This is a genomic window from Neobacillus niacini, assembly GCF_036961885.1.
GTDB classification, from domain to species: Bacteria; Bacillota; Bacilli; order Bacillales; family Cytobacillaceae; genus Neobacillus; species Neobacillus niacini_H.
Genome location: NZ_JBALNQ010000001.1, coordinates 139,509 through 162,108 on the forward strand (window position 1 = coordinate 139,509; position 22,600 = coordinate 162,108).

Here is a 22,600-nt window from a genome sequence, read left to right on the forward strand (position 1 = left end):
TGTGGCTATGCCCGAGGGGAAAATTGTAAAAGCATTAAGTGGTTTTTATTATGTATTATGTAATGGTCAAATGATCCAATGCCGGGGAAGAGGTGTATTTCGAAAAAACAAGATTACACCACTTGTCGGCGATGAAGTGGTTTTTCAGGCCGAGAATGACCGTGAGGGTTATATAATGGAAGTTAAGGAAAGAAAAAATGAACTTGTTCGACCACCGATTGCGAATGTTGATCAAGCGATTCTTGTTTTTTCTGCTGTTGAGCCGAGTTTTAGTACCGTGCTTTTGGATCGGTTCCTCGTTCTTGTCGAATACAACCATATTAAACCACTAATATGTATTACAAAAATGGATTTAACCAATGATGATGAAAAACAGGCAATTTCAGAATATGCTGAGCAATACAGAGATATTGGGTATGAAGTATTACTTACTTCATCCGAAACAGAAGTGGGTATTGAAGGTTTAAATCCGCATGTCGAGGATAAAATATCAGTTTTTGCAGGGCAATCTGGTGTCGGTAAGTCGTCACTGCTAAATGTATTGCGGCCAGATCTTGAACTAAAAACAAATGATATTTCCTCGCATTTAGGCAGAGGAAAGCATACCACCCGCCATGTTGAATTAATTAGTGTCGGGGATGGTCTCATTGCTGATACCCCGGGATTTAGTTCATTGGAGTTCACCAATATCGAAGCAGAAGAGCTGACTTTTTGCTTTCCGGAATTCGCAAGGGAAAGTGAAAATTGCAAATTCCGAGCCTGTTTACATATTAGTGAGCCTAAATGTGCAGTGAAAGCAGCAGTTGAATCACAAAAGATAACCCAATATCGGTATAAGCATTATGTTGACTTCCTACAAGAAATAAAAGATAGAAAGCCGAGGTATTAATAATGGTAAAAATTGCACCATCCATCCTTTCAGCCGATTTCGCCAAATTAGGTGAAGAAATCGTTGCTGTTGAAAGTGCAGGAGCTGACTATATCCATATCGATGTGATGGACGGTCATTTTGTTCCTAATATTACGATAGGACCTTTAATTGTGGAAGCGATTCGTCCAGTTACCAAGCTTCCCCTAGACGTTCATTTAATGATTGAAAACCCTGACCTATATATCGAGAGCTTTGCTAAAGCAGGTGCGGATTATATTACCGTTCATGTTGAGGCTTGCAGACACCTTCACCGGACTATTCACCATATTAAATCTTTTGGAATTAAAGCAGGCGTGGTGTTAAACCCAGCTACTCCTGTAGAAACCATTCAGCATATATTGGCAGATATTGATATGGTATTATTAATGTCAGTGAATCCAGGGTTTGGCGGACAAACCTTCATTCCTGAAGTCCTTCCTAAAATCAAGAAAGTAAAGGAAATGGCTGAAGCATTAGGAAGAGATATGGAGATTGAAATAGATGGCGGGGTAAATCAAGAAACAGCAAAATTATGTATTGAAGCAGGGGCCAATGTGCTAGTGGCAGGTTCTGCTATTTATAATCAAAAGGATTATGCAGCAGCTATATCCTTAATAAGAGGTTAAAGAAGGCCAGCAATCGTGCTGGCTTTTTGTATAGCAATGAGGAGGCAATGGAGTGCATATCAATATTTTAGCAGGAGGTCCTGAGGAACTTCTTCCTGATTTAAATGAATATACTGGTGGAGATGAGATATGGATTGGTGTTGACAGAGGCGTGTATACCCTAATCAAAAGGAATATTACCCCATCGATTGCTTTTGGGGATTTCGATTCCGTCTCTAACCATGAAATTTCCGTAATTGAAGAATATGTAAAAGAAATGAAAAGGTTTAAGCCTGAAAAAAATGAAACAGATATGGAGCTTGCATTGAATTGGGCAATTGAACAAAATCCAGATTTTATCCGAATTTTTGGGGCAACTGGCGGGAGATTAGATCATCTTTTAGCGAATGTTCACTTATTGGTTAAGCCTTTGATGGAAGCAAATGTTATGAATATTTTTCTTATTGATAATCAAAATATTTTATCATTAAAAGGGCCGGGAAGTTATAAAATTGAAGAAAGGGTGGATAAAAAGTATGTTTCTTTTGTTCCTCTAACCCTTAATGTAAAAGGTCTTACACTTGATGGATTTAAATATCCGCTACAAAATCGTCATATTTCCATCGGATCCACATTATGCATTAGTAATGAACTTATTAATGAATATGGTACTTTTTCATTTTCAGAAGGCATATTATTAGTGATAAGAAGTAATGATTAATCGTTTATTATGGTGGTACTGATTTCGTCCGTGTGAATAAAATAGTAAGGGCGTACGAGAGAAGTTAGATGTGTGAGATGGTGAGGAGGGACATAAATGAAGTTTTATACAATTAAACTGCCAAAGTTTTTAGGTGGACTTGTCCGAGCGATGATTGGTGCATTTAAAAAAGAATGAATAGAGTAACTGTCTAAGCACCTGTTATATGGGTGCTTTTTTATTTTTAGGCTGTGTTAAACTTGGCTGTTGATTTGAGCTCCAGGCGCTACGCTTTCCGCGGGCGGTACGGGGAGCCTCCTCGGCGCTGTAGCGCCTGCGGGGTCTCCCCTGCCCCGTACTCCCGCAGGAGTCGAGCGCCTTCCGCTCAAATCAACAGGTTATTAAAACAACAATACCCTTTAACACAGCCTATTTTTAAGAGGAATTGGGTAAGATAATTAAGAAAGGGCACCCTTAAAGGATGCCCAGACATATTATACGCGTTCTACTTTACCAGATCTTAACGCTCTTGTAGAAACCCAAACACGCTTAGGCTTTCCATCAACAAGAATACGTACTTTTTGTAGGTTAGCACCCCATGTACGCTTGTTAGCGTTCATAGCGTGAGAACGTGCGTTACCAGTTGTAGTTTTTCTTCCAGTTACAACACATTTACGTGGCATAATGATTCCCTCCTTAATACCCAAAGCTTTATACAGCATTTACGTTATTGTCTAAAGATACCTTAATAATTTATCACACAAAAAGTTTGATTGCAATAGTGATTAATAAACCTTTCAAGAAAAATACCTTGACATGCCTGAAAATTGGCTGAGAAACAGGTTTGATGAAAGTATCACTTTCATATTTTTCTTGACTATAGTAAAATGACCTTAGTCAAGGAGCAATTTCCAAAAGGGGGAACGATTGATGTCCATCGAATTAAAAACCAAGTTCGGACAAATTGATATTTCTAATGAAGTAATCGCCACCATTGCTGGAGGTGCCGCTATCGATTGTTATGGAATTGTCGGTATGGCTTCAAAAAGTCAGATAAAAGACGGTCTTACGGAAATTTTAAGAAAAGAGAATTTTACTCGCGGAGTTATTGTTCGCCAAGAGAATGAAGAAGTACATATTGATATGTATATAATTGTCAGCTATGGAACAAAAATTTCTGAAGTTGCTCATAATGTGCAATCGAAAGTAAAATACACACTTGATAAGACCGTTGGACTTGCCGTTGACTCGGTAAACATTTACGTGCAGGGAGTTCGTGTGACGAACCCGTAAGTTCGTGAACGACCGGAAGTGAGGAGGAAAGTTTGTGTCAATAACAGCTTTAGATGGAAAACGTTTTGCAGAAATGGTGATTCAAGGTGCGAATCATTTAGGTGCCAACGCAAAAATGGTCGATGCGTTAAACGTTTTCCCTGTGCCCGATGGTGATACTGGAACGAATATGAATTTATCAATGACCTCAGGGGCAAAGGAAGTAAAAAACAATGTTCAGGAACATATTGGTAAAGTAGGAATCGCTCTATCAAAGGGGTTACTAATGGGTGCAAGAGGAAACTCTGGTGTCATCCTTTCCCAATTATTTCGTGGATTTTCAAAAGCAATTGAAACAAAAGCTGCAATCTCCGCAAAAGATTTTGCTGCTGCACTGGATTCTGGCGTTGAAACTGCATATAAAGCAGTAATGAAGCCGGTGGAAGGAACAATTTTAACCGTAGCAAAGGATTCTGCCAAAAGCGGTGTAGCTGCTTCCCAGAAATCAGATGATATTATTGAGATTATGGAAGAAGTTTTAAGAGAGGCAAAGGCATCACTTAAGCGGACACCTGATTTGCTCCCTGTTCTTAAAGAAGTTGGTGTAGTAGATAGCGGTGGACAAGGGCTTGTCTTTGTTTATGAAGGATTTCTTGCAGAATTAAAAGGAGAGAAGCTTCCCGATTCTCCTGAAAACTATCCTTCTATGAATGATATGGTCAATGCGGAACACCATAAAAGTGTCCAAAGTCATATGAATACAGAGGATATTGTATTTGGCTATTGTACAGAATTTATGGTTAAGTTTGAAGATGCCAAATTAGCAAAGCACCCATTTGACGAACAGGTTTATCGAAATGATCTTAGTAAGTTTGGGGATTCCCTACTAGTTATTGCTGATGAAGAGGTTGTAAAGGTACATATACATTCTGAACAGCCCGGCAATTGCCTAAGTTATGGGCAGAGATATGGAAGCTTGATTAATATCAAAATTGAAAATATGAGACAACAGCATTCTAATATTGTTGGTGAAACACATACACCATTAGTTTCTGATCGTCCACCAGTACCGAAGGAACAACAGGAATATGGAATTGTTACAGTTTCAATGGGTTCTGGGATTGCGGAATTATTCAAAAGCATTGGTGCACAAGCAGTAATTGAAGGCGGCCAGACAATGAATCCAAGTACGGAGGATATCGTAAAAGCCGTTAAAGAAGTGAATGCCAAAAAAGTTTTTATTCTACCGAATAATAAAAATATTATTATGGCAGCACAACAAGCTGCAGATGTATCAGATGAGGAAATTTATGTTATCCCATCAAAAACGGTCCCACAAGGGCTTTCAGCACTATTAGCATTCAATCCAGCTGGTGATGTGAAATCCAATCAAACTGCGATGACGGATGCATTGCAACACGTCAAAACAGGTCAAATTACCTTTGCTGTCCGCGATACCCAAATAGATGGGTTAGAAATTGAGAAAGATGATTTCATGGGCATTGCTGAAGGGAAAATTATAGTGAAAAACAAAGATAAAGGTAAAGTAGCCGAAGACTTACTCTCAAAAATGGTTGATGAGGAATCGGAAATTTTAACCATTATTTATGGTGAAGATGTTACTGAGGACGAGGTAAATCAACTCGTATCGTTTGCCCGCGAGAACTTCGAGGACGTTGAAGTTGAACTTCATAATGGAAAACAACCATTATATTCATTTATCTTTGCAATTGAATAAGTGATAAAATAGAAGGGGGAAAAAACCCTTCTTTTTTCTGTGCATAAAATGTTAAGATAGATCTATTTGTCCTAGGGGGAAATTACGAATGAAATATAGAAGCGTTTTTGACATAATTGGACCTGTCATGATTGGCCCATCTAGTTCGCATACTGCTGGTGCAGCAAGGATTGGCAGAGTCGCTAGAAGTTTATTCGGAAGGGAGCCAAAATGGGCAAATATTTCTTTATACGGCTCATTCGCGAAAACATATAAAGGTCATGGAACAGATGTTGCGATTATTGGCGGGTTATTAGATTTTGATACCGATGATGTAAGGATTATTAAGGCGATTGATATTGCAAAGGAACGTGGTATGAAACTCCGTTTTATCGAAGAAGAGGCGATAACGGACCATCCTAACACCGCTAGAGTTATTATTGGTGATGATAAGGGTGAATTAGAGCTAGTTGGAATTTCAATTGGCGGTGGGAAAATTGAAGTCACAGAGTTAAATGGATTTGAGCTTAAATTATCAGGAAACCATCCCGCAATTTTAGTCGTCCATAATGATCGCTTTGGTGCGATAGCAAACGTTTCTAATGTTTTGGCTAAATACGAGATAAATATTGGTCATATGGAAGTTTCAAGAAAAGAAAAAGGAAAGCTAGCACTTATGACCATTGAAGTAGATCAAAACATCGAAGATAATATCCTTCATGAACTAGAAAAGTTACCCAATATTTTGAGGGTAACAAAGATAGTGGATTAACTAGAAAATGACACTAAACAACAAGGGGGAAGGCAATTGTTTCGTAATGTTGCAGAGTTAGTAGAGCTTGCAATTAGTAAAAATAAAAAGATCTCAGATATTATGATTGAACAAGAAATGGAAGTCACTGGACGTAGCCGGGAAGAAGTATTTGCCTTTATGGATCGTAATTTAACTGTTATGGAAGAAGCAGTAGAGCGCGGAATAAAAGGGGTAAAATCACATTCTGGGTTAACCGGAGGTGATGCGGTTCTTCTGCAAAAATATATTGAAAAGGGCAATTTTTTATCTGGTAAAACCATTCTTGACGCCGTCAGCAAAGCCGTTGCAACAAATGAAGTGAATGCGGCGATGGGAACAATTTGTGCGACGCCAACAGCAGGATCCGCTGGTGTCGTGCCAGGAACTTTGTTTGCGGTGAAAAATAAACTCAACCCAACGAGAGAAGAAATGATTGCCTTTCTATTTACGGCAGGTGCTTTCGGTTTTGTTGTTGCGAACAATGCTTCGATTTCAGGTGCCGCTGGGGGATGTCAGGCAGAGGTTGGCTCTGCTTCAGGAATGGCAGCAGCAGCTATCGTTGAAATGGCTGGCGGTTCACCACAGCAATGTGCTGAAGCAATGGCAATAACTCTAAAGAATATGCTGGGGCTCGTTTGTGATCCTGTTGCCGGTCTTGTAGAAGTACCGTGTGTAAAAAGAAATGCGATGGGTGCAGCGAATGCGATGGTTGCTGCGGACATGGCTTTAGCAGGAATAACCAGTAGAATTCCATGTGATGAAGTCATTGATGCTATGTATAAGATTGGACTATCAATGCCGACAGCATTAAAAGAAACCGCACAGGGAGGGTTGGCGGCAACACCGACAGGTCGTGCACTAGAAGCGAAGATCTTTGGTATTGGCGCGCGTGTAAAGTGAACGTAAATCTTAAACAATCAGTTACTGTATTAAAGGGTATTGGAGAAGAAACCGCTGAGAGTTTAGCAGAAATGAAAATTAGTACAGTTCAAGAGTTATTAGAGTACTTTCCATACCGATATGAAGATTACAGACTCCGTGAACTCACGGATGTAAAGCATGAAGAAAAAATTACAATAGAAGGGAAGGTTCATAGTGAGCCTTCTCTTAGCTATTATGGTCGAAAGAAATCAAAGCTCATGTTTAGAATGTTCGTAGGGCAGTACCTCATTAAGGTTGTATTTTTTAATCAGCCTTATTTGAAGACAAAACTAGTAATGAACGAAACCATTACCGTTACAGGTAAATGGGATGCACATCGCCAAACGGTTACGGCAAATGAAATGCAGCTTGGACAAAATGCTAAAAGTAAAGAGTTTGAACCTGTATATTCACTAAAAGGAAATATAACAACTAAAGGAATGCGGAAATTCATTTCAATTGCCTTTAAACAATTCGGACAAGGTATTGAGGAAATTCTGCCGATATCTCTTGTGACTAAGTATCGTTTATTAAACCGCTATGAAGCTTTTCACGCGATGCATTTTCCTGTTAACCAGGAGGAAGTAAAGCAGGCTAGACGTCGATTAGTCTATGAGGAATTTTTAATATTTCAGTTGAAAATGCAGGCATTACGGAAATTTGAGCGGGAGCATTCACCGGGAATTGAACAAAACTATCATGAAACCAAGGTAGATGCCTTCATTCAATCTTTGCCGTTTCCTTTGACAAATGCACAGAAGCGGGTCGTATCGGAAATCTTAACTGACCTAAAGTCACCACTCAGAATGAATCGCCTTTTACAAGGTGACGTAGGCTCTGGGAAAACAGTTGTCGCAGCGATTGGTTTATATGCCACTGTTACAGCTGGTTATCAAGGGGCGTTAATGGTACCGACGGAAATTTTAGCCGAACAGCATGCTGAGTCGCTTGCTGGACTATTAGATCCTCTAGGACTTAAATGTGAATTGCTAACCAGCTCAATTAAAGGAAAACGCCGGAGAGATATTCTGCAAAACTTAGCTGAAGGAAACGTGGATATATTAATTGGAACGCACGCACTGATACAGGATGAGGTAACATTTAAGAAGCTGGGTTTTGTCATAACGGATGAACAGCACCGCTTTGGTGTCGAACAACGTAAAGTGTTACGAGAAAAAGGAGAGAATCCTGATGTACTGTTCATGACGGCTACTCCGATTCCACGAACACTTGCTATTACTGTCTTTGGTGAAATGGATGTATCCATCATCGATGAAATGCCAGCTGGTAGAAAAGCGATAGAAACGTACTGGGCAAAACCAGATATGTTGGATCGTGTCCTATCCTTTGTAGAAAAGGAATTAGTTAAAGGTCATCAAGCCTATATTATATGTCCGTTAATTGAAGAATCCGATAAACTAGATGTTCAGAATGCAATCGATGTGTATACTACATTAACGCACTACTTCCAGAATCGCTATAAGGTTGGGCTTATGCATGGGCGCTTACACTCGGAAGAAAAAGATACAATCATGAAGGCATTCAGTATGAATGAGGTACAAGTTTTGGTATCGACAACCGTCGTAGAAGTAGGGGTCAATGTTCCGAATGCTACGATGATGGTTATTTACGATGCGGAAAGATTTGGCCTTTCCCAGCTTCATCAGCTCCGCGGCCGAGTAGGCAGGGGCAGTGATCAATCCTATTGTATCTTATTAGCAGATCCAAAGTCTGAGGTAGGGCAGGAAAGAATGCGGATAATGACCGAAACAAATGATGGTTTTGTTTTAAGTGAAAAGGATCTTGAATTAAGGGGTCCAGGGGACTTTTTTGGAAAAAAACAAAGCGGCGTACCTGAATTTAAACTTGCAGACATGGTTCATGATTACCGTACACTTGAAACGGCTAGAAATGATGCTTCCATCATGATTCAGTCCAAGGCTTTCTGGAATGCCAAGGAATATGAATATTTAAGAATTCAGCTCAATGATACAGGTGTTTTAGATGGGGAGAAATTAGATTAATTTTTAGAAAACACCTAATAGCAGATTGTAAGAAATAAAACTTATTCTTGCAATCTGCTATTTCTACTTTTATACTACTATTAGTACCTAGTCATAAGATCTCGGACGGTGTGTGATTATGAGAAGAACAAAAAAAGACAGACAACAAATGTTAAAAGAGACAATTATGGAGAATCCATTTATTACGGACGAAGACCTGGCAGAGAAATTTCAAGTAAGTGTGCAAACAATTCGCCTTGATCGCTTGGAATTATCCATTCCTGAACTACGGGAAAGGATTAAATACGTGGCAGAGAAAAAATTTGAAGATGAAGTACGATCCTTACCCATTGAAGAGGTAATTGGTGAAATTATTGATATGGAATTAGATCAAAGTGCTATATCCATTTTTGACGTTAGAGAAGAGCATGTCTTTATTCGGAACAAGATCGCTCGTGGTCACCATGTTTTTGCACAGGCAAATTCACTAGCGGTAGCGGTGATAAATGATGAATTGGCGTTAACTGCAAAAGCGAATATTAAATTTAAGCGCTCAGTGAAACAGGGTGAACGTGTGATCGCCAAAGCAAAGGTTATTACCATAGATGATGGCATTGGCAGGACAATTGTTGAAGTAATGAGTTATGTCAATAACGAACTTGTTTTTAAAGGCGAATTCGAAATGTACCGCTCGGAAAAATCATTAAAGGATGAGAAAAGATGAAATTAGCTATCGATGCTATGGGGGGCGACCATGCTCCTAAAGAAATCGTTATCGGTGCAATGAGAGCTGTAGAAGCTTTTTCAGATATACATATAACCCTGGTCGGGGATGAAACAAAAATTAAAGAATACTTAACAAACCAAGAACGGATAAGTATTTTACATACAACCGAGGTTATTCTTGGGACTGACGAGCCAGTACGGGCAGTTCGCAGAAAAAAAACTGCTTCAATGGTGCTGGCCGCACAGCAGGTGGCTGATGGCAATGCCGACGCATGTATTTCAGCTGGAAATACCGGTGCTTTAATGGCTGCCGGATTGTTCGTGGTTGGCAGGATTGATGGGATAGATCGCCCTGCACTTTCACCTACATTACCTACTATTGGGGGAGAAGGTTTTCTCTTACTAGATGTCGGAGCGAATGTGGATGCCAAAGCGGAACATTTATTGCAATATGCAATCATGGGCTCAATTTATTGTGAAAAAGTGAGAGGCGTAGTTAAACCTCGTATTGGTTTATTAAATATTGGGACCGAAGAGAAAAAAGGAAATGAGCTAACAAAGCAAGCATATGAACTATTAAAAGCTGCAAATTTACATTTCGTTGGAAATGTAGAAGCTAGAGATCTGCTTGAAGGTGTTGCTGATGTGGTGGTTACCGATGGGTTCACGGGTAATATGGTGTTGAAAACAGTTGAAGGAACGGCAATGTCTATGTTTAAAATGCTTAAAAGTACGTTAATGAGCAGTTTAAAGAGCAAACTTGCTGCTTCTGTACTAAAACCTGAATTCACCACATTAAAAAATACCCTAGACTACTCTGAATATGGCGGTGCAGGTTTATTTGGGTTAAAAGCTCCCGTAATCAAGGCTCATGGTTCTTCAAATGGCCAATCTATTTTTAGTGCTATAAGGCAAACGCGGGAAATGGTTGAAAAGGATGTTGTCGGGCTAATTAAAAAGACAATGGAAGAAGCAAATACTTCAAAATAGAAGTCTAAAAGGAGTGTGGATATGGGAAAAATCGCATTCGTATTTCCAGGACAGGGCTCACAAACGGTTGGAATGGGAAAACAGCTGGCTGAGCAATATCCGGAGGTTATGGATTATTTTAATAAAGCGGATGAAACCATTTCGGCTGATTTAAGCAGGTTGATATTCGAGGGTCCTCAAGAGGAATTGACACAAACTGTTAATACTCAACCAGCATTATTAACTACAAGTATCGCAATACTCGAATGGTTCCGGAAGTCAGCAATAAAGCCTGATTTTGTTGCTGGGCATAGTTTAGGTGAATATACTGCGCTTGTTGCGGCAGGTGCACTTAGCTTTGAAGATGGGGTTTTTGCCGTAAGAAAAAGAGGAGAATTTATGGAGTGTGCTGTTCCCAATGGTGAAGGGGCAATGGCTGCGATTTTAGGATTAGATCGTGGTCCTCTTTCTGAAGTTACAGCTGCCATCAGTGAATCTGGGTTCCCCGTTTCATTAGCAAACCTGAACTGTCCTGGGCAAATTGTTATCTCCGGATCAAGAAAAGGTGTAGAGCTTGCAAGTGAAAAGGCGAAAGCATCAGGTGCCAAACGAGCTATTCCATTAGAAGTCAGCGGACCTTTCCATTCTTCACTAATGAAACCAGCTGCCGGCCAATTGCGTGAGGTGTTAAATGGATTAGATATGAGGGATGCCGAAATTCCGGTAATTGCAAATGTTTCGGCAAAACCTATGACTACGGCAGATGAAATAAAAGAAAATTTAATTGAACAGTTATATTCACCTGTCTTGTGGGAAGATTCTGTTATGAAGATGATCGATTTAGGTGTAGATACATTTATTGAGATTGGTCCTGGTAAGGTACTTTCAGGGTTGATAAAAAAAATCAATCGCAGCATTAAAACATATTCGATTTCAGATGAGGAAAGTGCTCAATCTGTTATCGAGGCTTTGAAGGAGGAAAATCTATGACTTTAGAAGGTAAGATTGCCTTGGTAACTGGAGCATCAAGAGGGATAGGAAAAGAGATTGCCCTTGAACTTGCAAGACAAGGTGCTAATGTTGCAGTAAACTATTCTGGCAGCGAAGGTAAAGCAAATGAAGTTGTAGACGAAATAAAAGCGTTTGGTAAAGAAGCGTTTGCGATTAAGTGTGATGTGTCCAATAGCGATGAAGTTACTGCAATGATTAAAGAAACCGTAGAACGATTTGGTAAATTGGATATACTTGTAAATAACGCAGGTATTACGAAAGATAATTTATTAATGAGAATGAAAGAACAAGAATGGGATGATGTAATTAACATTAACCTTAAAGGTGTCTTTCTTTGCACAAAAGCTGTAACCCGCCAAATGATGAAACAGCGGGTTGGACGAATCATTAATATTGCTTCAGTTGTTGGGGTTAGCGGTAACCCGGGCCAAGCAAATTATGTGGCAGCGAAAGCAGGCGTCATTGGTTTAACGAAAACAACCTCGAAGGAGCTTGCTTCCCGTAATATCACAGTAAATGCTATTGCTCCAGGATTTATTACTACTGATATGACTGATAAATTGCCAGAAGAAGTTAAATCAGAAATGTTAAAACAAATTCCTTTAGCTCGTTTAGGAGAACCTAAGGATATTGCAAAAATGACAGCCTTTTTAGCTTCAGAGGACGCCTCATATATAACAGGGCAGACGATTCATATTAATGGTGGAATGGTAATGTAAACAGAAAAGCGGAAGCGCCTTGACCAGGGGCAACAGGCATAAGACGATCCGGCGAGAAGGTTGCTCTTTAACCTTCTTGACGGATTGGCTTAGACCTGAGAGCCCCTAGGCGCTGGAGCTGGACATTAATCAAAGTTAAGGATATATTTATTTCTTATTTTAATACATTTATTATTTCATTGAAATACTCTATAATAGCTTGAGGGGAGGTGAACTACAATGGCAGAGGTATTAGAACGCGTAACAAAAATCATCGTTGACCGTTTAGGTGTAGATGAGTCACAAGTTAAACTTGAAGCTTCATTTAAAGATGATCTTGGTGCTGATTCCCTTGACGTAGTTGAACTAGTTATGGAATTAGAAGATGAATTTGATATGGAAATTTCTGACGATGACGCTGAAAAAATCGGCACAGTTGGTGATGCTGTTAATTACATAAATAGCAAAAATTAATTTCGTTGGATTTCATCAAAAGCTCCGTTTTCAAACGGAGCTTCTTTCTGTATTATAGAACTTGGCAGAAAAAATAACTGTCAAGTTTCTTTGCGTTTTGAACGGAGTTTACTTAAACTGTTTATAGGTATGTGTAAAAATTATGCAAGGTGGAGACTTTAATGCGCAGAAAAGGTAAGGAAAAAGAAATGAACAATCGCGCAAAGGAAAATCAATTTAATGATTTTCAAACGAAGATCGGTATTCATTTTGAAAATGAAAAACTATTAAAACAAGCTTTTACCCATTCATCCTATGTGAATGAGCATCGCAGGAAGCCTTATGAAGATAATGAAAGGCTTGAATTTTTAGGGGATGCTGTATTAGAACTGACAGTTTCTAAATTTTTGTTTCTTAAATATCCAATGATGAGTGAAGGAGAATTGACGAAGCTCAGAGCAGCAATCGTGTGTGAGCCTTCACTTGTAACCTTGGCCAACGAACTTTCTTTTGGGAAATTAATATTGTTGGGAAAAGGGGAAGAAATGACTGGAGGCAGGGAACGACCAGCATTGCTTGCAGATGTTTTTGAAGCATTTATTGGTGCCCTATACCTAGATAAGGGACTTGAGACAGTAAATGAATTTCTAGATAAAGTGGTATTTCCTAAAATTAATGATGGTGCTTTTTCTCATGTGATGGATTATAAGAGCCAGCTGCAAGAATTAATTCAACGAGATGGAACAGGCTTGATCGAATACAAGGTACTAATTGAAAAAGGCCCAGCACACAGTAAGGAATTTGTTTCTCGTGTTTCATTAAATGGTGAAGAATTAGGTATTGGTACCGGTAAATCGAAAAAAGAAGCAGAACAGCATGCCGCCCATATGGCGTTGGACGTATTAAAGCAAAATCATCATAGATAAGCAACATAGAATGCTAAGGGAAAACTCCGGCCAAGCTCTAGGGAGGAAAAGGATATGTTTTTAAAACGGTTGGATATCATTGGTTTTAAATCTTTTGCAGATCGAATTGGGATAGATTTTGTCCAAGGAGTCACTGCTGTTGTTGGTCCAAACGGAAGTGGGAAAAGTAATATAACAGATGCGATTCGCTGGGTACTTGGTGAACAATCTGCAAAATCACTTAGAGGCTCTAAGATGGAAGATATCATTTTTGCGGGAAGCGATTCGAGAAAACCGTTAAATTATGCGGAAGTAACCTTAACTCTTGATAATCAAAATGAAGGGTTAGCAATTGATTACAATGAAGTAAGTGTAACAAGAAGGGTCACCCGTGCGGGAGATAGTGAATTTTTAATCAACAAACAACCTTGCAGACTTAAAGATATTATTGATCTGTTCATGGACTCTGGTCTTGGCAGAGAAGCGTTTTCGATTATCAGCCAGGGAAAAGTAGAAGAAATTCTTAACAGTAAGGCGGAGGACCGAAGAACAATATTCGAGGAAGCTGCAGGTGTATTAAAATATAAAAACCGCAAGAAAAAAGCAGAAGTAAAACTAGTAGAAACACAGGATAACTTAAATCGAGTCAATGATATTTTACATGAGCTTGAAGGTCAAGTTGAACCGTTAAAAATTCAGGCTTCCATGGCAAAAGATTATTTAGAGAAAAAAGAAGAACTTGAAAAATTTGAAGTTTCCTTAACCGTCTATGATATCGAAGATCTACATCAAAAGTGGGAAAAGCTTTCAACACAGCTTACAGAACATCAGCAGGAAGAAATCCAACTTTCGGCACAGCTGCAGGTTAGGGAAACAAAAATTGAGGAAACAAGAGATCATATTGCTGGCCTTGACAATTCTATAACGGATTTGCAAAATGCCCTTCTTTATGCCAGTGAAGAATTAGAAAAGTTGGAAGGTCGGAAAGAGGTTCTAAAGGAACGAAAGAAAAATGCCTCTCAAAATAGAGCACAGCTTGAAAAAAGTATTGCTGAACTTACGGATAAAATCACCCAGTTAAAAAGTAACCGCGATATACAGACCAATTTAGTAAATAAACTTACTGAACAGGTAAATGATCTTCTTAAACAATTAAAAGAAAAGCAGGCTAAAGTAGCGTTATTCACAGAAAATATTGAGGAAAAAATTGAATCGTTAAAAAGTGAATATATTGAACTGCTAAATGAACAAGCTGGTGCAAAAAATGAACTGAAATACGTCGATCAGCAGTTAGAACAACAGGCGACTAAGAGTTCACGACTTGACTCTGAAAATGTCAAATTCCTTGAGGAAAGAAAAGTAGCTCAGAAAAAGACGTTACAAATTCAAACATCATTAGAGGAAGTTCAAAAGAAATTAGCTGATCAAGTTTTACAATTTAGGGAGAAACAAAGTAAGCTAGAAAATGCAAAAAAGCATTATCAGAAGCAAGAAACAACGTTATACCAGGCATATCAAATTCTCCAACAGGCAAAGTCAAGAAAAGATATGCTTGAGGAGATGGAAGAAGATTATTCTGGATTTTTCCAAGGGGTAAAAGAAGTATTAAAAGCTCGGGCAAAAAGACTGCAAGGTATTGAAGGAGCGGTAGCCGAGCTTATTACCGTGCCAAAGGAATATGAGACTGCGCTTGAAACAGCTTTAGGCGGCACCTTGCAGCATATTGTCGTTGATACAGAAGAGAATGCTCGTATCGCGATTCAATTTTTAAAACAAAATTCCTTCGGTCGAGCTACCTTTTTACCAATAAGTGTAATTAAAGGCAGATCCTTGGCTTCGTCACAGCTTTTGTCTATTCAAAATCATCCATCGTTGATTGGATGTGCAGTAGATCTAGTAAGTTTTGACTCCAAATATGCTGAGGTCATCCGTAACCTTTTAGGTAATGTTATTATCACAAAAGATTTAAAAGGTGCCAACGAACTGGCGAAAATTCTCCAGTATCGTTGTCGGATTGTGACGTTGGATGGAGATATTGTAAATCCTGGAGGATCGATGACGGGAGGCGCACAAAAGCAAAAATCCAGCTCATTATTAACAAGAAAAGGTGAGCTTGAAGAGTTGAAAGAAAAACTCATAGTGATGAGTAATCAAGCTTCAAGTTTAGAAACTCATGTAAAGTCATTAAAAGAAGATATAAAAACACAAGAGCAAGAGCTGGAGACGATGCGAAAGTTCGGGGAAGAATTAAGACTGGACGAACAAGCTTTAAAAGGCGATCTCCGTGAAGCTGAGTTTGAGGCTAAGAATATTAATGACCGCTTAACGATTTATGACCTTGAAAAAGGTCAATTTATTGAGGAACAGCAATCCTTAACGAAGCGTAAAAGTGAGCTAGTTGCAGCTATTGCCAGTTTTAAAGTGAACATATCTTCTCTTGATAGCCAAATAGCGAAACTAACAGAACAAAAAACACTTGATAATTCAACAAAAGAAACCTTGACTAAGGAAATTACGGATTTAAAAGTTGAATTTGCTGCTAAGAATGAACAATTTGTAAATACAAAAGAACGTTTTGCTTTAGTAGATGAAGAATTAACTGAAAGTGAAGAGAGGCTCGCGCTTTATACTGAGGACCTTATGCTGTTAACATCTGAGATGGAGGGCAGTACCTCAGGTGAAGAACAGCTAGCGGCTGCTGCAAAACGAAAGCTTCAGGACAAGGAAGATACAATTGCACTTATTTCTGCTAGAAGGCAGGAGCGACTCAACCTCCTTTCTGCTCTAGAAACCGCAGAGGTTGAAGCGAAGGAAATAAAAAGACTTCATAAGGGAATGGTTGAAGTTTTAAAAGATGAAGAAGTAAAGATTAATCGTTTAGACGTTGAGCTGGAAAACAAGCTTGCGCATCTAAGAGAGGAATATTTGCTATCGTTCGATGGAGCAAAAGAGCAATATCCATTAACACTGCCAGTGGAAGAGGCTAGGAAAAAAGTGAAGCTTATAAAACTTGCCATTGATGAATTAGGAAGTGTGAATATTGGAGCCATTGAAGAATACGAGAGAGTCTCAGAGCGATATGAATTTTTGAATGAACAAAAGACAGACCTTCAAGAGGCAAAGGACACGCTTTATCAGGTAATTGACGAAATGGATACGGAAATGAAAAAACGCTTTGAGCAGACGTTTACCGGAATTCGTGAGCATTTTGAACCGGTATTCCGAGCTTTATTTGGCGGTGGAAGGGCAGATTTAAAACTTACTAATCCAGAGGATTTGCTAAATACAGGTGTAGAAATCGTGGCCCAGCCGCCAGGGAAGAAACTTCAAAATCTTGGCTTGTTATCAGGTGGTGAGCGAGCATTAACGGCAATTGCCCTTCTTTTTTCCATTTTAAAAGTTCGTCCAGTTCCCTTCTGCATTCTAGATGAAGTAGAAGCAGCATTAGATGAAGCCAACGTTTTTCGGTTTAGTCAATATTTAAAAAGATTTAGTGTTGAAACCCAGTTTATTGTCATCACGCACAGAAAAGGCACAATGGAAGAAGCAGATGTTTTATATGGTGTAACAATGCCAGAGTCTGGTGTCTCAAAGCTGGTTTCGGTTCGCCTTGAGGATACGAAGGAGCTAGTTGAAACTTAATGATAGGAAGTGAAAAACATGAGTTTTTTTAAAAAATTAAAAGATAAAATAACCAAACAAACCGAGACCGTAACAGAAAAGTTTAAAGATGGTCTCTCGAAAACGAGGAATAACTTCTCTGGTAAAGTAAATGACCTGGTTGCTCGGTATCGTAAAGTGGATGAGGACTTCTTCGAAGAACTAGAAGAAATTTTAATCCAAGCTGATGTAGGCTTTGATACGGTCATGAAACTGATCGAAGAGTTGAAGATGGAAGTTAAACGCCGAAATATCCAGGACCCAAGCGAAGTTCAAAGTGTGATATCAGAAAAATTAGTTGCTATTTACAATGGCGGTGAGGAACAATCTACTAAATTAAATATTCAAGAGGACGGACTGACTGTCATATTATTCGTCGGTGTTAATGGGGTAGGGAAGACGACGACAATCGGTAAACTTGGTCATAAGTTCAAAATTGAAGGAAAATCTGTTTTGTTAGCAGCTGGAGATACTTTCCGTGCAGGAGCAATTGAACAATTAGAGGTATGGGGAGAAAGAGCAGGTGTAGACGTTATTAAACAAGCGGAAGGCTCTGATCCAGCAGCGGTTATGTTTGATGCGATTAAGGCAGCAAAATCAAGGAAAGTAGATATTTTGATTTGTGATACCGCAGGACGCTTACAGAATAAAGTCAACTTGATGAAAGAACTTGAAAAGGTAAAACGGGTGATCGAGCGTGAGGTACCAGGTGCCCCACACGAAGTTCTCCTTGTTTTAGATGCAACCACAGGTCAAAATGCACTCATACAGGCCAAAACCTTTAAAGAGGTAACAGATGTCAGCGGGATTGTTCTGTCCAAATTAGATGGGACGGCAAAAGGCGGTATCGTATTGGCAATCCGGAACGAATTAAAAATTCCAGTAAAATACGTAGGTCTTGGTGAAAAAATGGATGACCTTCAGGAATTTAACGCCGAACAATATGTTTATGGCTTATTTGCAGACCAGGTGGATAATGCTGAATGATGTAAAGATTTTTTCTTGACAGACTGCGACAGACTGTGTAAACTACATTTGTATATGCTTTTCAACAAAGGAGGATATAGACATGCTTGAGAAAACAACGCGAATAAATTATCTTTATGATTTCTATTATTCGTTGTTAACACCAAAGCAGCAAAACTATATGTCTCTCTATTATTTAGATGATTACTCACTTGGAGAAATCGCAGAAGAGTACGAAGTAAGCCGCCAGGCTGTATATGATAACATCAAACGTACAGAAGCTATGCTAGAGGAGTATGAAGAAAAGCTATTACTATTCCAGAAATTTCAAGAGCGCAGCAAGCTGTTAAGACATTTTAAAGAATTGCTAATTGATGAACATCCATCAAAGCAGGCAATGATGGAAGTGGTTGCCGAGCTTGAGAAATTAGATTAGGAGGCGGCATGAATGGCGTTTGAAGGATTAGCCGACCGACTGCAGAATACAATCCAAAAAATCCGCGGAAAAGGCAAGGTTACTGAAGCGGATGTAAAAGAAATGATGCGAGAAGTCCGTCTAGCACTGCTAGAGGCCGATGTTAATTTTAAGGTCGTCAAAGACTTTGTTAAGAAAGTCAGCGAGCGTGCAGTAGGACAAGAGGTCTTAAAAAGCTTAACCCCTGGTCAGCAAATCATTAAAATTGTCAATGAAGAATTGACTGCATTAATGGGCGGTGAACAGAGCAAGATTGCTGCTTCGACTCGTCCTCCTACGGTCATTATGATGGTAGGGCTGCAGGGGGCTGGTAAAACGACAACAACAGGAAAGCTGGCCAACCTGCTTCGAAAAAAATATAACCGTAAGCCTCTGCTAGCAGCAGCAGACATCTATCGCCCTGCTGCCATCAAACAGCTTGAAACATTAGGGAAGCAATTGGATATGCCAGTATTTTCCCTTGGTGATCAAGTAAGCCCAGTAGAAATTGCCAAACAAGCGATTGCGAAAGCAAAAGAAGAACATCATGATTATGTCCTCATTGATACAGCCGGACGTTTGCATGTAGATGAAAATCTAATGGGTGAGCTTAAGGATATTAAAGAGTTAACGAAGCCAGATGAAATCTTTCTTGTAGTGGATGCGATGACTGGACAAGACGCCGTTAATGTTGCCCAAAGCTTTAATGAACAACTTGGTTTGACTGGGGTTGTGCTAACGAAGCTCGATGGTGACACACGAGGCGGAGCCGCGCTATCCATTCGTGCGGTTACACAGACACCTATTAAGTTTGTCGGTCTCGGGGAAAAAATGGATGCAATTGAACCTTTTTACCCTGAACGGATGGCTTCGAGGATACTTGGCATGGGTGACGTTTTAACCCTCATTGAAAAAGCGCAAGCAAATGTAGATGAGGAAAAAGCAAAAGAGCTTGAACAGAAAATGCGGACAGCATCCTTTACGCTTGATGACTTTTTGGAACAGCTCGGACAAGTCCGTAATTTAGGACCGCTTGATGAATTATTAAAAATGATGCCGGGTGCAAACAAAATTAAAGGTTTGAACAATGTTCAAATTGAAGAGAAACAAATTGCACACGTGGAAGCAATCATTCGATCAATGACAAAAGCTGAAAAAAATCATCCTGAGATTTTGAATTCAAACCGTAAAAAAAGAATTGCCAAAGGAAGCGGCAGAACGGTTACAGAGGTTAATCGACTTTTAAAACAGTTTGAAGACATGAAAAAGATGATGAAGCAAATGTCAGGAATGCAGCAAAAAGGCAAGAAAAAAGGCGGATTTAAGTTTCCATTTAAGCCTTTCTAACATGTTTTAACTTGTTTAAAATTGGTAATACTAGTGTAAAGAAAAAACACTTTACAAATGATAAAATAATTGATAATATACTATCTTGTGTGAAACTATTCGGAGGTGCTTATTTAAAATGGCAGTAAAAATTCGTTTAAAGCGTATGGGAGCAAAAAAGACTCCTTTCTATCGTATCGTAGCAGCAGATTCTCGTTCTCCTCGTGACGGACGTTACATTGAAGTTCTTGGAACTTATAATCCGGTTGTGCAACCAGCACAAGTTCTAATCAATGAAGAATTAGCTCTTAAATGGTTACAAGACGGTGCTAAGCCATCTGATACAGTTCGTAACCTTTTCTCTAACGAAGGCATCATGGAGAAATTCCATAATGCTAAGCATAGCAAGTAATTACTATGAAACAGCTAATTGAAACGATTGTTAAGCCCCTTGTTGATTTTCCTGAAGATGTTGTTGTCAATGTCAATGAAGAGGATCAGCGAATCACTTATCACCTAACCGTCAACAAGACAGATATGGGAAAAGTAATTGGTAAGCAGGGGCGTGTTGCAAAGGCCATAAGGACTGTTGTATATGCAGCAGGATCATCACAACAAAAGAAAATTTTTCTAGAAATTGGTGAATAGCTTTTTGCATCTAGATTAAAGGGAGGGATTACATTCCTCCCTTTTTTGCTATTAGAAAATAGATGCTAGGGGAGGCTGGTATGCATGCAACTAATTCAAACGGTTATCGTAAAGCAAATCTTAACGGAAAAGAGCAAACAAAAGCTACTTGATAAGTATTTTGCTGGAAAACTACAGATGCAAAAGGAATATGAGCAACTTCACTTTGAGTTGAAAAAACTTGAAAAGGCAAAAAAATTTCAACCTAGCGCACTTAAAAATCATTTCGAAAAAGAAATGCAAAAACGCCATGACAAAGAAAAGCTTTTTGAGTTTCAAATTGAACAATTACATATGCTACCATTAGGGAGTGAATTAAAGGAAAAGGAAGTACAAGCCCTGGTTGAAGTTAATATTGGTGACAATTGGGATGAAGTAATGAGGCAGCCGACGATCATCATTAAAGACGGCATTATCGAGGAAATAAGATAGAGGTGACGAACTATATGGAAAAGTGGTTTAATGTAGGTAAAATCGTTAATACACATGGTATTCGAGGGGAAGTTAGGGTGATTTCTAAAACAGACTTCCCAGAGCTGCGTTACAAAGTGGGCAATACTTTGTATTTGTTTATGCCAGGATCTAATAAACCGATCGAGTTAATTGTGAAAACTCACCGGACACACAAAAATTTTAATCTTTTAACCTTTGAAGGCTTAGAAAACATCAACGACGTTGAAAAGTTTAGGGATGGAATTATTAAAGTTCCAGAATCTCAGTTGGCTGATTTGGAAGAAGATGAATTCTACTATCATGAAATTATCGGCTGTCTTGTAGCGACCACTAGTGGTAAAGAAATTGGCAAGGTAACTGAAATTCTTTCTCCTGGCGCGAATGATGTTTGGGTCATTAAATCGAGCGAAGGTAAGGAAATATTAATTCCTTATATCAAAGATGTTGTGAAAAAAGTGGATGTTAAGGAAAAGGTTATCCTAATTGACCCGATGGAAGGGCTGCTTCCGTGATGAAAATAGATGTACTTACGATATTTCCTGAGATGTTTTCAGGTGTATTTGGGCACTCCATTTTAAAAAAAGCAGCTGAGAAATCTGCAGTTCAATATAATGTTGTCAATTTTCGAGACTTTGCAGATAATAAGCACCAAACCGTAGACGACTATCCCTATGGCGGCGGAGCAGGAATGGTTTTAAAGCCACAGCCGCTATTTGATGCAGTTGCATCGTTAAAGGAACAAGCAGAAAGTGATAAGACAAGAGTGATTTTACTTTGCCCTCAGGGAAAAACCTATAACCAAAAAATAGCTGAGGAACTATCCGAAGAACAACACCTTATCTTTGTTTGCGGTCATTATGAAGGCTATGATGAAAGAATTCGTGAACATGTAGTTACAGATGAAATCTCAATCGGTGATTATGTCTTAACTGGTGGAGAGCTTGGAGCAATGGTAGTGATTGATAGTGTCGTCCGTCTTTTGCCTGAAGTTTTAGGCAATCAAGAATCACATATGAAAGATTCCTTTAGTACTGGACTATTGGAGCATCCTCATTATACACGTCCCGCTGATTTTCGCGGAATGAAGGTACCAGAGGTCCTCCTTCAAGGAAATCATAAATTAATCGAAGAGTGGCGAAACAAGGAAACTTTACGACGAACTTTACTACGACGTCCCGACTTATTAGAAAAAATAGAATTAACCAAAGACCAAGAAAAATGGCTAACCGAATTAAAAAAAGAATACGAGTAGTTATTGCGTGGGCTTATCTTTTATGGTATGATACATCTTGTGACTTAAGCTGAGTTATGAATTCAGTTGGTCTTATAACGATGTTCCGCTGCAATGGAAAAGGATAGTAGATATGCAAG

25 protein-coding genes are annotated in these 22,600 nt (G+C 39.1%); 24 read left to right on the forward strand and 1 reads right to left on the reverse strand.

Going from position 1 to position 22,600, the window contains the following annotated elements:
• Positions 1-7: 7 nt before the first annotated feature.
• From rsgA to spoVM, 4 genes are all read left to right on the forward strand, one after another.
• Entirely contained in the window at positions 8-889 is an 882-nt protein-coding gene (gene rsgA, locus V7124_RS00735) for a ribosome small subunit-dependent GTPase A (protein WP_335411703.1), read from the forward strand.
• 2 nt (positions 890-891) lie between these two features.
• The gene (rpe, locus tag V7124_RS00740) at positions 892-1,536 is read left to right on the forward strand and encodes a ribulose-phosphate 3-epimerase (RefSeq protein WP_335485043.1); all 645 of its coding nucleotides are present in this window, start codon (positions 892-894) and stop codon (positions 1,534-1,536) included.
• Positions 1,537-1,588: 52 nt separating this feature from the next.
• Complete coding sequence (locus V7124_RS00745; protein ID WP_335411697.1) at positions 1,589-2,236, forward strand: thiamine diphosphokinase; 648 nt, start codon at positions 1,589-1,591, stop codon at positions 2,234-2,236.
• Between the two features lie 96 nt (positions 2,237-2,332).
• Positions 2,333-2,413 carry a stage V sporulation protein SpoVM gene (spoVM, locus tag V7124_RS00750; protein ID WP_090758061.1) on the forward strand — a complete coding sequence of 27 codons (81 nt, stop codon included), beginning with the start codon at positions 2,333-2,335 and terminating at the stop codon, positions 2,411-2,413.
• Positions 2,414-2,709: 296 nt separating this feature from the next.
• Here spoVM and rpmB read toward each other — a convergent pair whose 3' ends face one another.
• On the reverse strand, positions 2,710-2,898 hold the full coding sequence (rpmB, locus tag V7124_RS00755; protein ID WP_057769765.1) for a 50S ribosomal protein L28: 189 nt from the start codon (positions 2,896-2,898) through the stop codon (positions 2,710-2,712).
• A gap of 247 nt (positions 2,899-3,145) precedes the next feature.
• Between rpmB and V7124_RS00760 the strand changes: the two genes are divergently transcribed.
• From V7124_RS00760 to trmD, 20 genes are all read left to right on the forward strand, one after another.
• Positions 3,146-3,508, forward strand: a complete 363-nt coding sequence (locus tag V7124_RS00760; protein WP_045515300.1) for an Asp23/Gls24 family envelope stress response protein — start codon at positions 3,146-3,148, stop codon at positions 3,506-3,508.
• 34 nt (positions 3,509-3,542) lie between these two features.
• A complete protein-coding gene (locus V7124_RS00765; protein WP_335411691.1) occupies positions 3,543-5,225 on the forward strand; it encodes a DAK2 domain-containing protein in 1,683 nt (560 codons plus the stop codon).
• A gap of 88 nt (positions 5,226-5,313) precedes the next feature.
• Positions 5,314-5,976 carry an L-serine ammonia-lyase, iron-sulfur-dependent subunit beta gene (sdaAB, locus tag V7124_RS00770; RefSeq protein ID WP_335411690.1) on the forward strand — a complete coding sequence of 221 codons (663 nt, stop codon included), beginning with the start codon at positions 5,314-5,316 and terminating at the stop codon, positions 5,974-5,976.
• Between the two features lie 36 nt (positions 5,977-6,012).
• On the forward strand, positions 6,013-6,897 hold the full coding sequence (sdaAA, locus tag V7124_RS00775; protein WP_335411688.1) for an L-serine ammonia-lyase, iron-sulfur-dependent, subunit alpha: 885 nt from the start codon (positions 6,013-6,015) through the stop codon (positions 6,895-6,897).
• Complete coding sequence (recG, locus tag V7124_RS00780; RefSeq protein ID WP_335411685.1) at positions 6,894-8,942, forward strand: ATP-dependent DNA helicase RecG; 2,049 nt, start codon at positions 6,894-6,896, stop codon at positions 8,940-8,942. The genes sdaAA and recG overlap by 4 nt, the downstream gene beginning before the upstream one ends.
• A gap of 118 nt (positions 8,943-9,060) precedes the next feature.
• On the forward strand, positions 9,061-9,645 hold the full coding sequence (gene fapR / locus V7124_RS00785; RefSeq protein ID WP_335411683.1) for a transcription factor FapR: 585 nt from the start codon (positions 9,061-9,063) through the stop codon (positions 9,643-9,645).
• A complete protein-coding gene (gene plsX / locus V7124_RS00790; RefSeq protein WP_335485045.1) occupies positions 9,642-10,637 on the forward strand; it encodes a phosphate acyltransferase PlsX in 996 nt (331 codons plus the stop codon). Before fapR ends, plsX begins: the two co-directional genes overlap by 4 nt.
• Before the next feature lie 21 nt (positions 10,638-10,658).
• Complete coding sequence (fabD, locus tag V7124_RS00795) at positions 10,659-11,606, forward strand: ACP S-malonyltransferase (protein WP_335485048.1); 948 nt, start codon at positions 10,659-10,661, stop codon at positions 11,604-11,606.
• A complete protein-coding gene (gene fabG, locus V7124_RS00800; protein WP_335411677.1) occupies positions 11,603-12,346 on the forward strand; it encodes a 3-oxoacyl-[acyl-carrier-protein] reductase in 744 nt (247 codons plus the stop codon). Before fabD ends, fabG begins: the two co-directional genes overlap by 4 nt.
• A gap of 219 nt (positions 12,347-12,565) precedes the next feature.
• Positions 12,566-12,799, forward strand: a complete 234-nt coding sequence (gene acpP / locus V7124_RS00805; protein ID WP_045515275.1) for an acyl carrier protein — start codon at positions 12,566-12,568, stop codon at positions 12,797-12,799.
• Between the two features lie 161 nt (positions 12,800-12,960).
• Positions 12,961-13,704 (forward strand): ribonuclease III, encoded by a 744-nt coding sequence (rnc, locus tag V7124_RS00810; RefSeq protein ID WP_335411675.1) that lies wholly within the window; start codon positions 12,961-12,963, stop codon positions 13,702-13,704.
• Between the two features lie 54 nt (positions 13,705-13,758).
• Positions 13,759-17,325: a chromosome segregation protein SMC gene (gene smc / locus V7124_RS00815; protein ID WP_335485051.1), complete on the forward strand. Its 3,567-nt coding sequence runs from the start codon at positions 13,759-13,761 to the stop codon at positions 17,323-17,325.
• Positions 17,326-17,343: 18 nt separating this feature from the next.
• The gene (ftsY, locus tag V7124_RS00820; protein WP_335411670.1) at positions 17,344-18,330 is read left to right on the forward strand and encodes a signal recognition particle-docking protein FtsY; all 987 of its coding nucleotides are present in this window, start codon (positions 17,344-17,346) and stop codon (positions 18,328-18,330) included.
• A gap of 82 nt (positions 18,331-18,412) precedes the next feature.
• Positions 18,413-18,745, forward strand: coding sequence for a putative DNA-binding protein (locus tag V7124_RS00825; RefSeq protein ID WP_335411668.1), 333 nt, complete (start codon positions 18,413-18,415; stop codon positions 18,743-18,745).
• A gap of 12 nt (positions 18,746-18,757) precedes the next feature.
• On the forward strand, positions 18,758-20,110 hold the full coding sequence (gene ffh / locus V7124_RS00830; RefSeq protein ID WP_335411666.1) for a signal recognition particle protein: 1,353 nt from the start codon (positions 18,758-18,760) through the stop codon (positions 20,108-20,110).
• Between the two features lie 118 nt (positions 20,111-20,228).
• Positions 20,229-20,501 carry a 30S ribosomal protein S16 gene (rpsP, locus tag V7124_RS00835; RefSeq protein ID WP_335411664.1) on the forward strand — a complete coding sequence of 91 codons (273 nt, stop codon included), beginning with the start codon at positions 20,229-20,231 and terminating at the stop codon, positions 20,499-20,501.
• A gap of 5 nt (positions 20,502-20,506) precedes the next feature.
• Positions 20,507-20,737 carry a KH domain-containing protein gene (locus tag V7124_RS00840; RefSeq protein WP_335411662.1) on the forward strand — a complete coding sequence of 77 codons (231 nt, stop codon included), beginning with the start codon at positions 20,507-20,509 and terminating at the stop codon, positions 20,735-20,737.
• 84 nt (positions 20,738-20,821) lie between these two features.
• Complete coding sequence (locus V7124_RS00845; protein WP_335411660.1) at positions 20,822-21,208, forward strand: YlqD family protein; 387 nt, start codon at positions 20,822-20,824, stop codon at positions 21,206-21,208.
• A gap of 14 nt (positions 21,209-21,222) precedes the next feature.
• The gene (rimM, locus tag V7124_RS00850; protein WP_335411658.1) at positions 21,223-21,741 is read left to right on the forward strand and encodes a ribosome maturation factor RimM; all 519 of its coding nucleotides are present in this window, start codon (positions 21,223-21,225) and stop codon (positions 21,739-21,741) included.
• The gene (gene trmD / locus V7124_RS00855; protein WP_335485055.1) at positions 21,741-22,481 is read left to right on the forward strand and encodes a tRNA (guanosine(37)-N1)-methyltransferase TrmD; all 741 of its coding nucleotides are present in this window, start codon (positions 21,741-21,743) and stop codon (positions 22,479-22,481) included. Before rimM ends, trmD begins: the two co-directional genes overlap by 1 nt.
• The last annotated feature ends 119 nt before the right edge of the window (positions 22,482-22,600 follow it).

Bases quoted from the DNA above. Each gene is read 5' to 3' on its own strand.
- rsgA (WP_335411703.1), top strand. From the start codon at position 8: ATGCCCGAGGGGAAAATTGTAAAAGCATTAAGTGGTTTTTATTATGTA.
- rpe (WP_335485043.1), top strand. From the start codon at position 892: ATGGTAAAAATTGCACCATCCATCCTTTCAGCCGATTTCGCCAAATTA.
- spoVM (WP_090758061.1), top strand. From the start codon at position 2,333: ATGAAGTTTTATACAATTAAACTGCCAAAGTTTTTAGGTGGACTTGTC.
- rpmB (WP_057769765.1), bottom strand. From the start codon at position 2,898: ATGCCACGTAAATGTGTTGTAACTGGAAGAAAAACTACAACTGGTAAC.
- V7124_RS00760 (WP_045515300.1), top strand. From the start codon at position 3,146: ATGTCCATCGAATTAAAAACCAAGTTCGGACAAATTGATATTTCTAAT.
- sdaAB (WP_335411690.1), top strand. From the start codon at position 5,314: ATGAAATATAGAAGCGTTTTTGACATAATTGGACCTGTCATGATTGGC.
- fapR (WP_335411683.1), top strand. From the start codon at position 9,061: ATGAGAAGAACAAAAAAAGACAGACAACAAATGTTAAAAGAGACAATT.
- plsX (WP_335485045.1), top strand. From the start codon at position 9,642: ATGAAATTAGCTATCGATGCTATGGGGGGCGACCATGCTCCTAAAGAA.
- fabD (WP_335485048.1), top strand. From the start codon at position 10,659: ATGGGAAAAATCGCATTCGTATTTCCAGGACAGGGCTCACAAACGGTT.
- fabG (WP_335411677.1), top strand. From the start codon at position 11,603: ATGACTTTAGAAGGTAAGATTGCCTTGGTAACTGGAGCATCAAGAGGG.
- acpP (WP_045515275.1), top strand. From the start codon at position 12,566: ATGGCAGAGGTATTAGAACGCGTAACAAAAATCATCGTTGACCGTTTA.
- rnc (WP_335411675.1), top strand. From the start codon at position 12,961: ATGCGCAGAAAAGGTAAGGAAAAAGAAATGAACAATCGCGCAAAGGAA.
- smc (WP_335485051.1), top strand. From the start codon at position 13,759: ATGTTTTTAAAACGGTTGGATATCATTGGTTTTAAATCTTTTGCAGAT.
- ftsY (WP_335411670.1), top strand. From the start codon at position 17,344: ATGAGTTTTTTTAAAAAATTAAAAGATAAAATAACCAAACAAACCGAG.
- V7124_RS00825 (WP_335411668.1), top strand. From the start codon at position 18,413: ATGCTTGAGAAAACAACGCGAATAAATTATCTTTATGATTTCTATTAT.
- ffh (WP_335411666.1), top strand. From the start codon at position 18,758: ATGGCGTTTGAAGGATTAGCCGACCGACTGCAGAATACAATCCAAAAA.
- rpsP (WP_335411664.1), top strand. From the start codon at position 20,229: ATGGCAGTAAAAATTCGTTTAAAGCGTATGGGAGCAAAAAAGACTCCT.
- V7124_RS00840 (WP_335411662.1), top strand. From the start codon at position 20,507: ATGAAACAGCTAATTGAAACGATTGTTAAGCCCCTTGTTGATTTTCCT.
- V7124_RS00845 (WP_335411660.1), top strand. From the start codon at position 20,822: ATGCAACTAATTCAAACGGTTATCGTAAAGCAAATCTTAACGGAAAAG.
- rimM (WP_335411658.1), top strand. From the start codon at position 21,223: ATGGAAAAGTGGTTTAATGTAGGTAAAATCGTTAATACACATGGTATT.
- trmD (WP_335485055.1), top strand. From the start codon at position 21,741: ATGAAAATAGATGTACTTACGATATTTCCTGAGATGTTTTCAGGTGTA.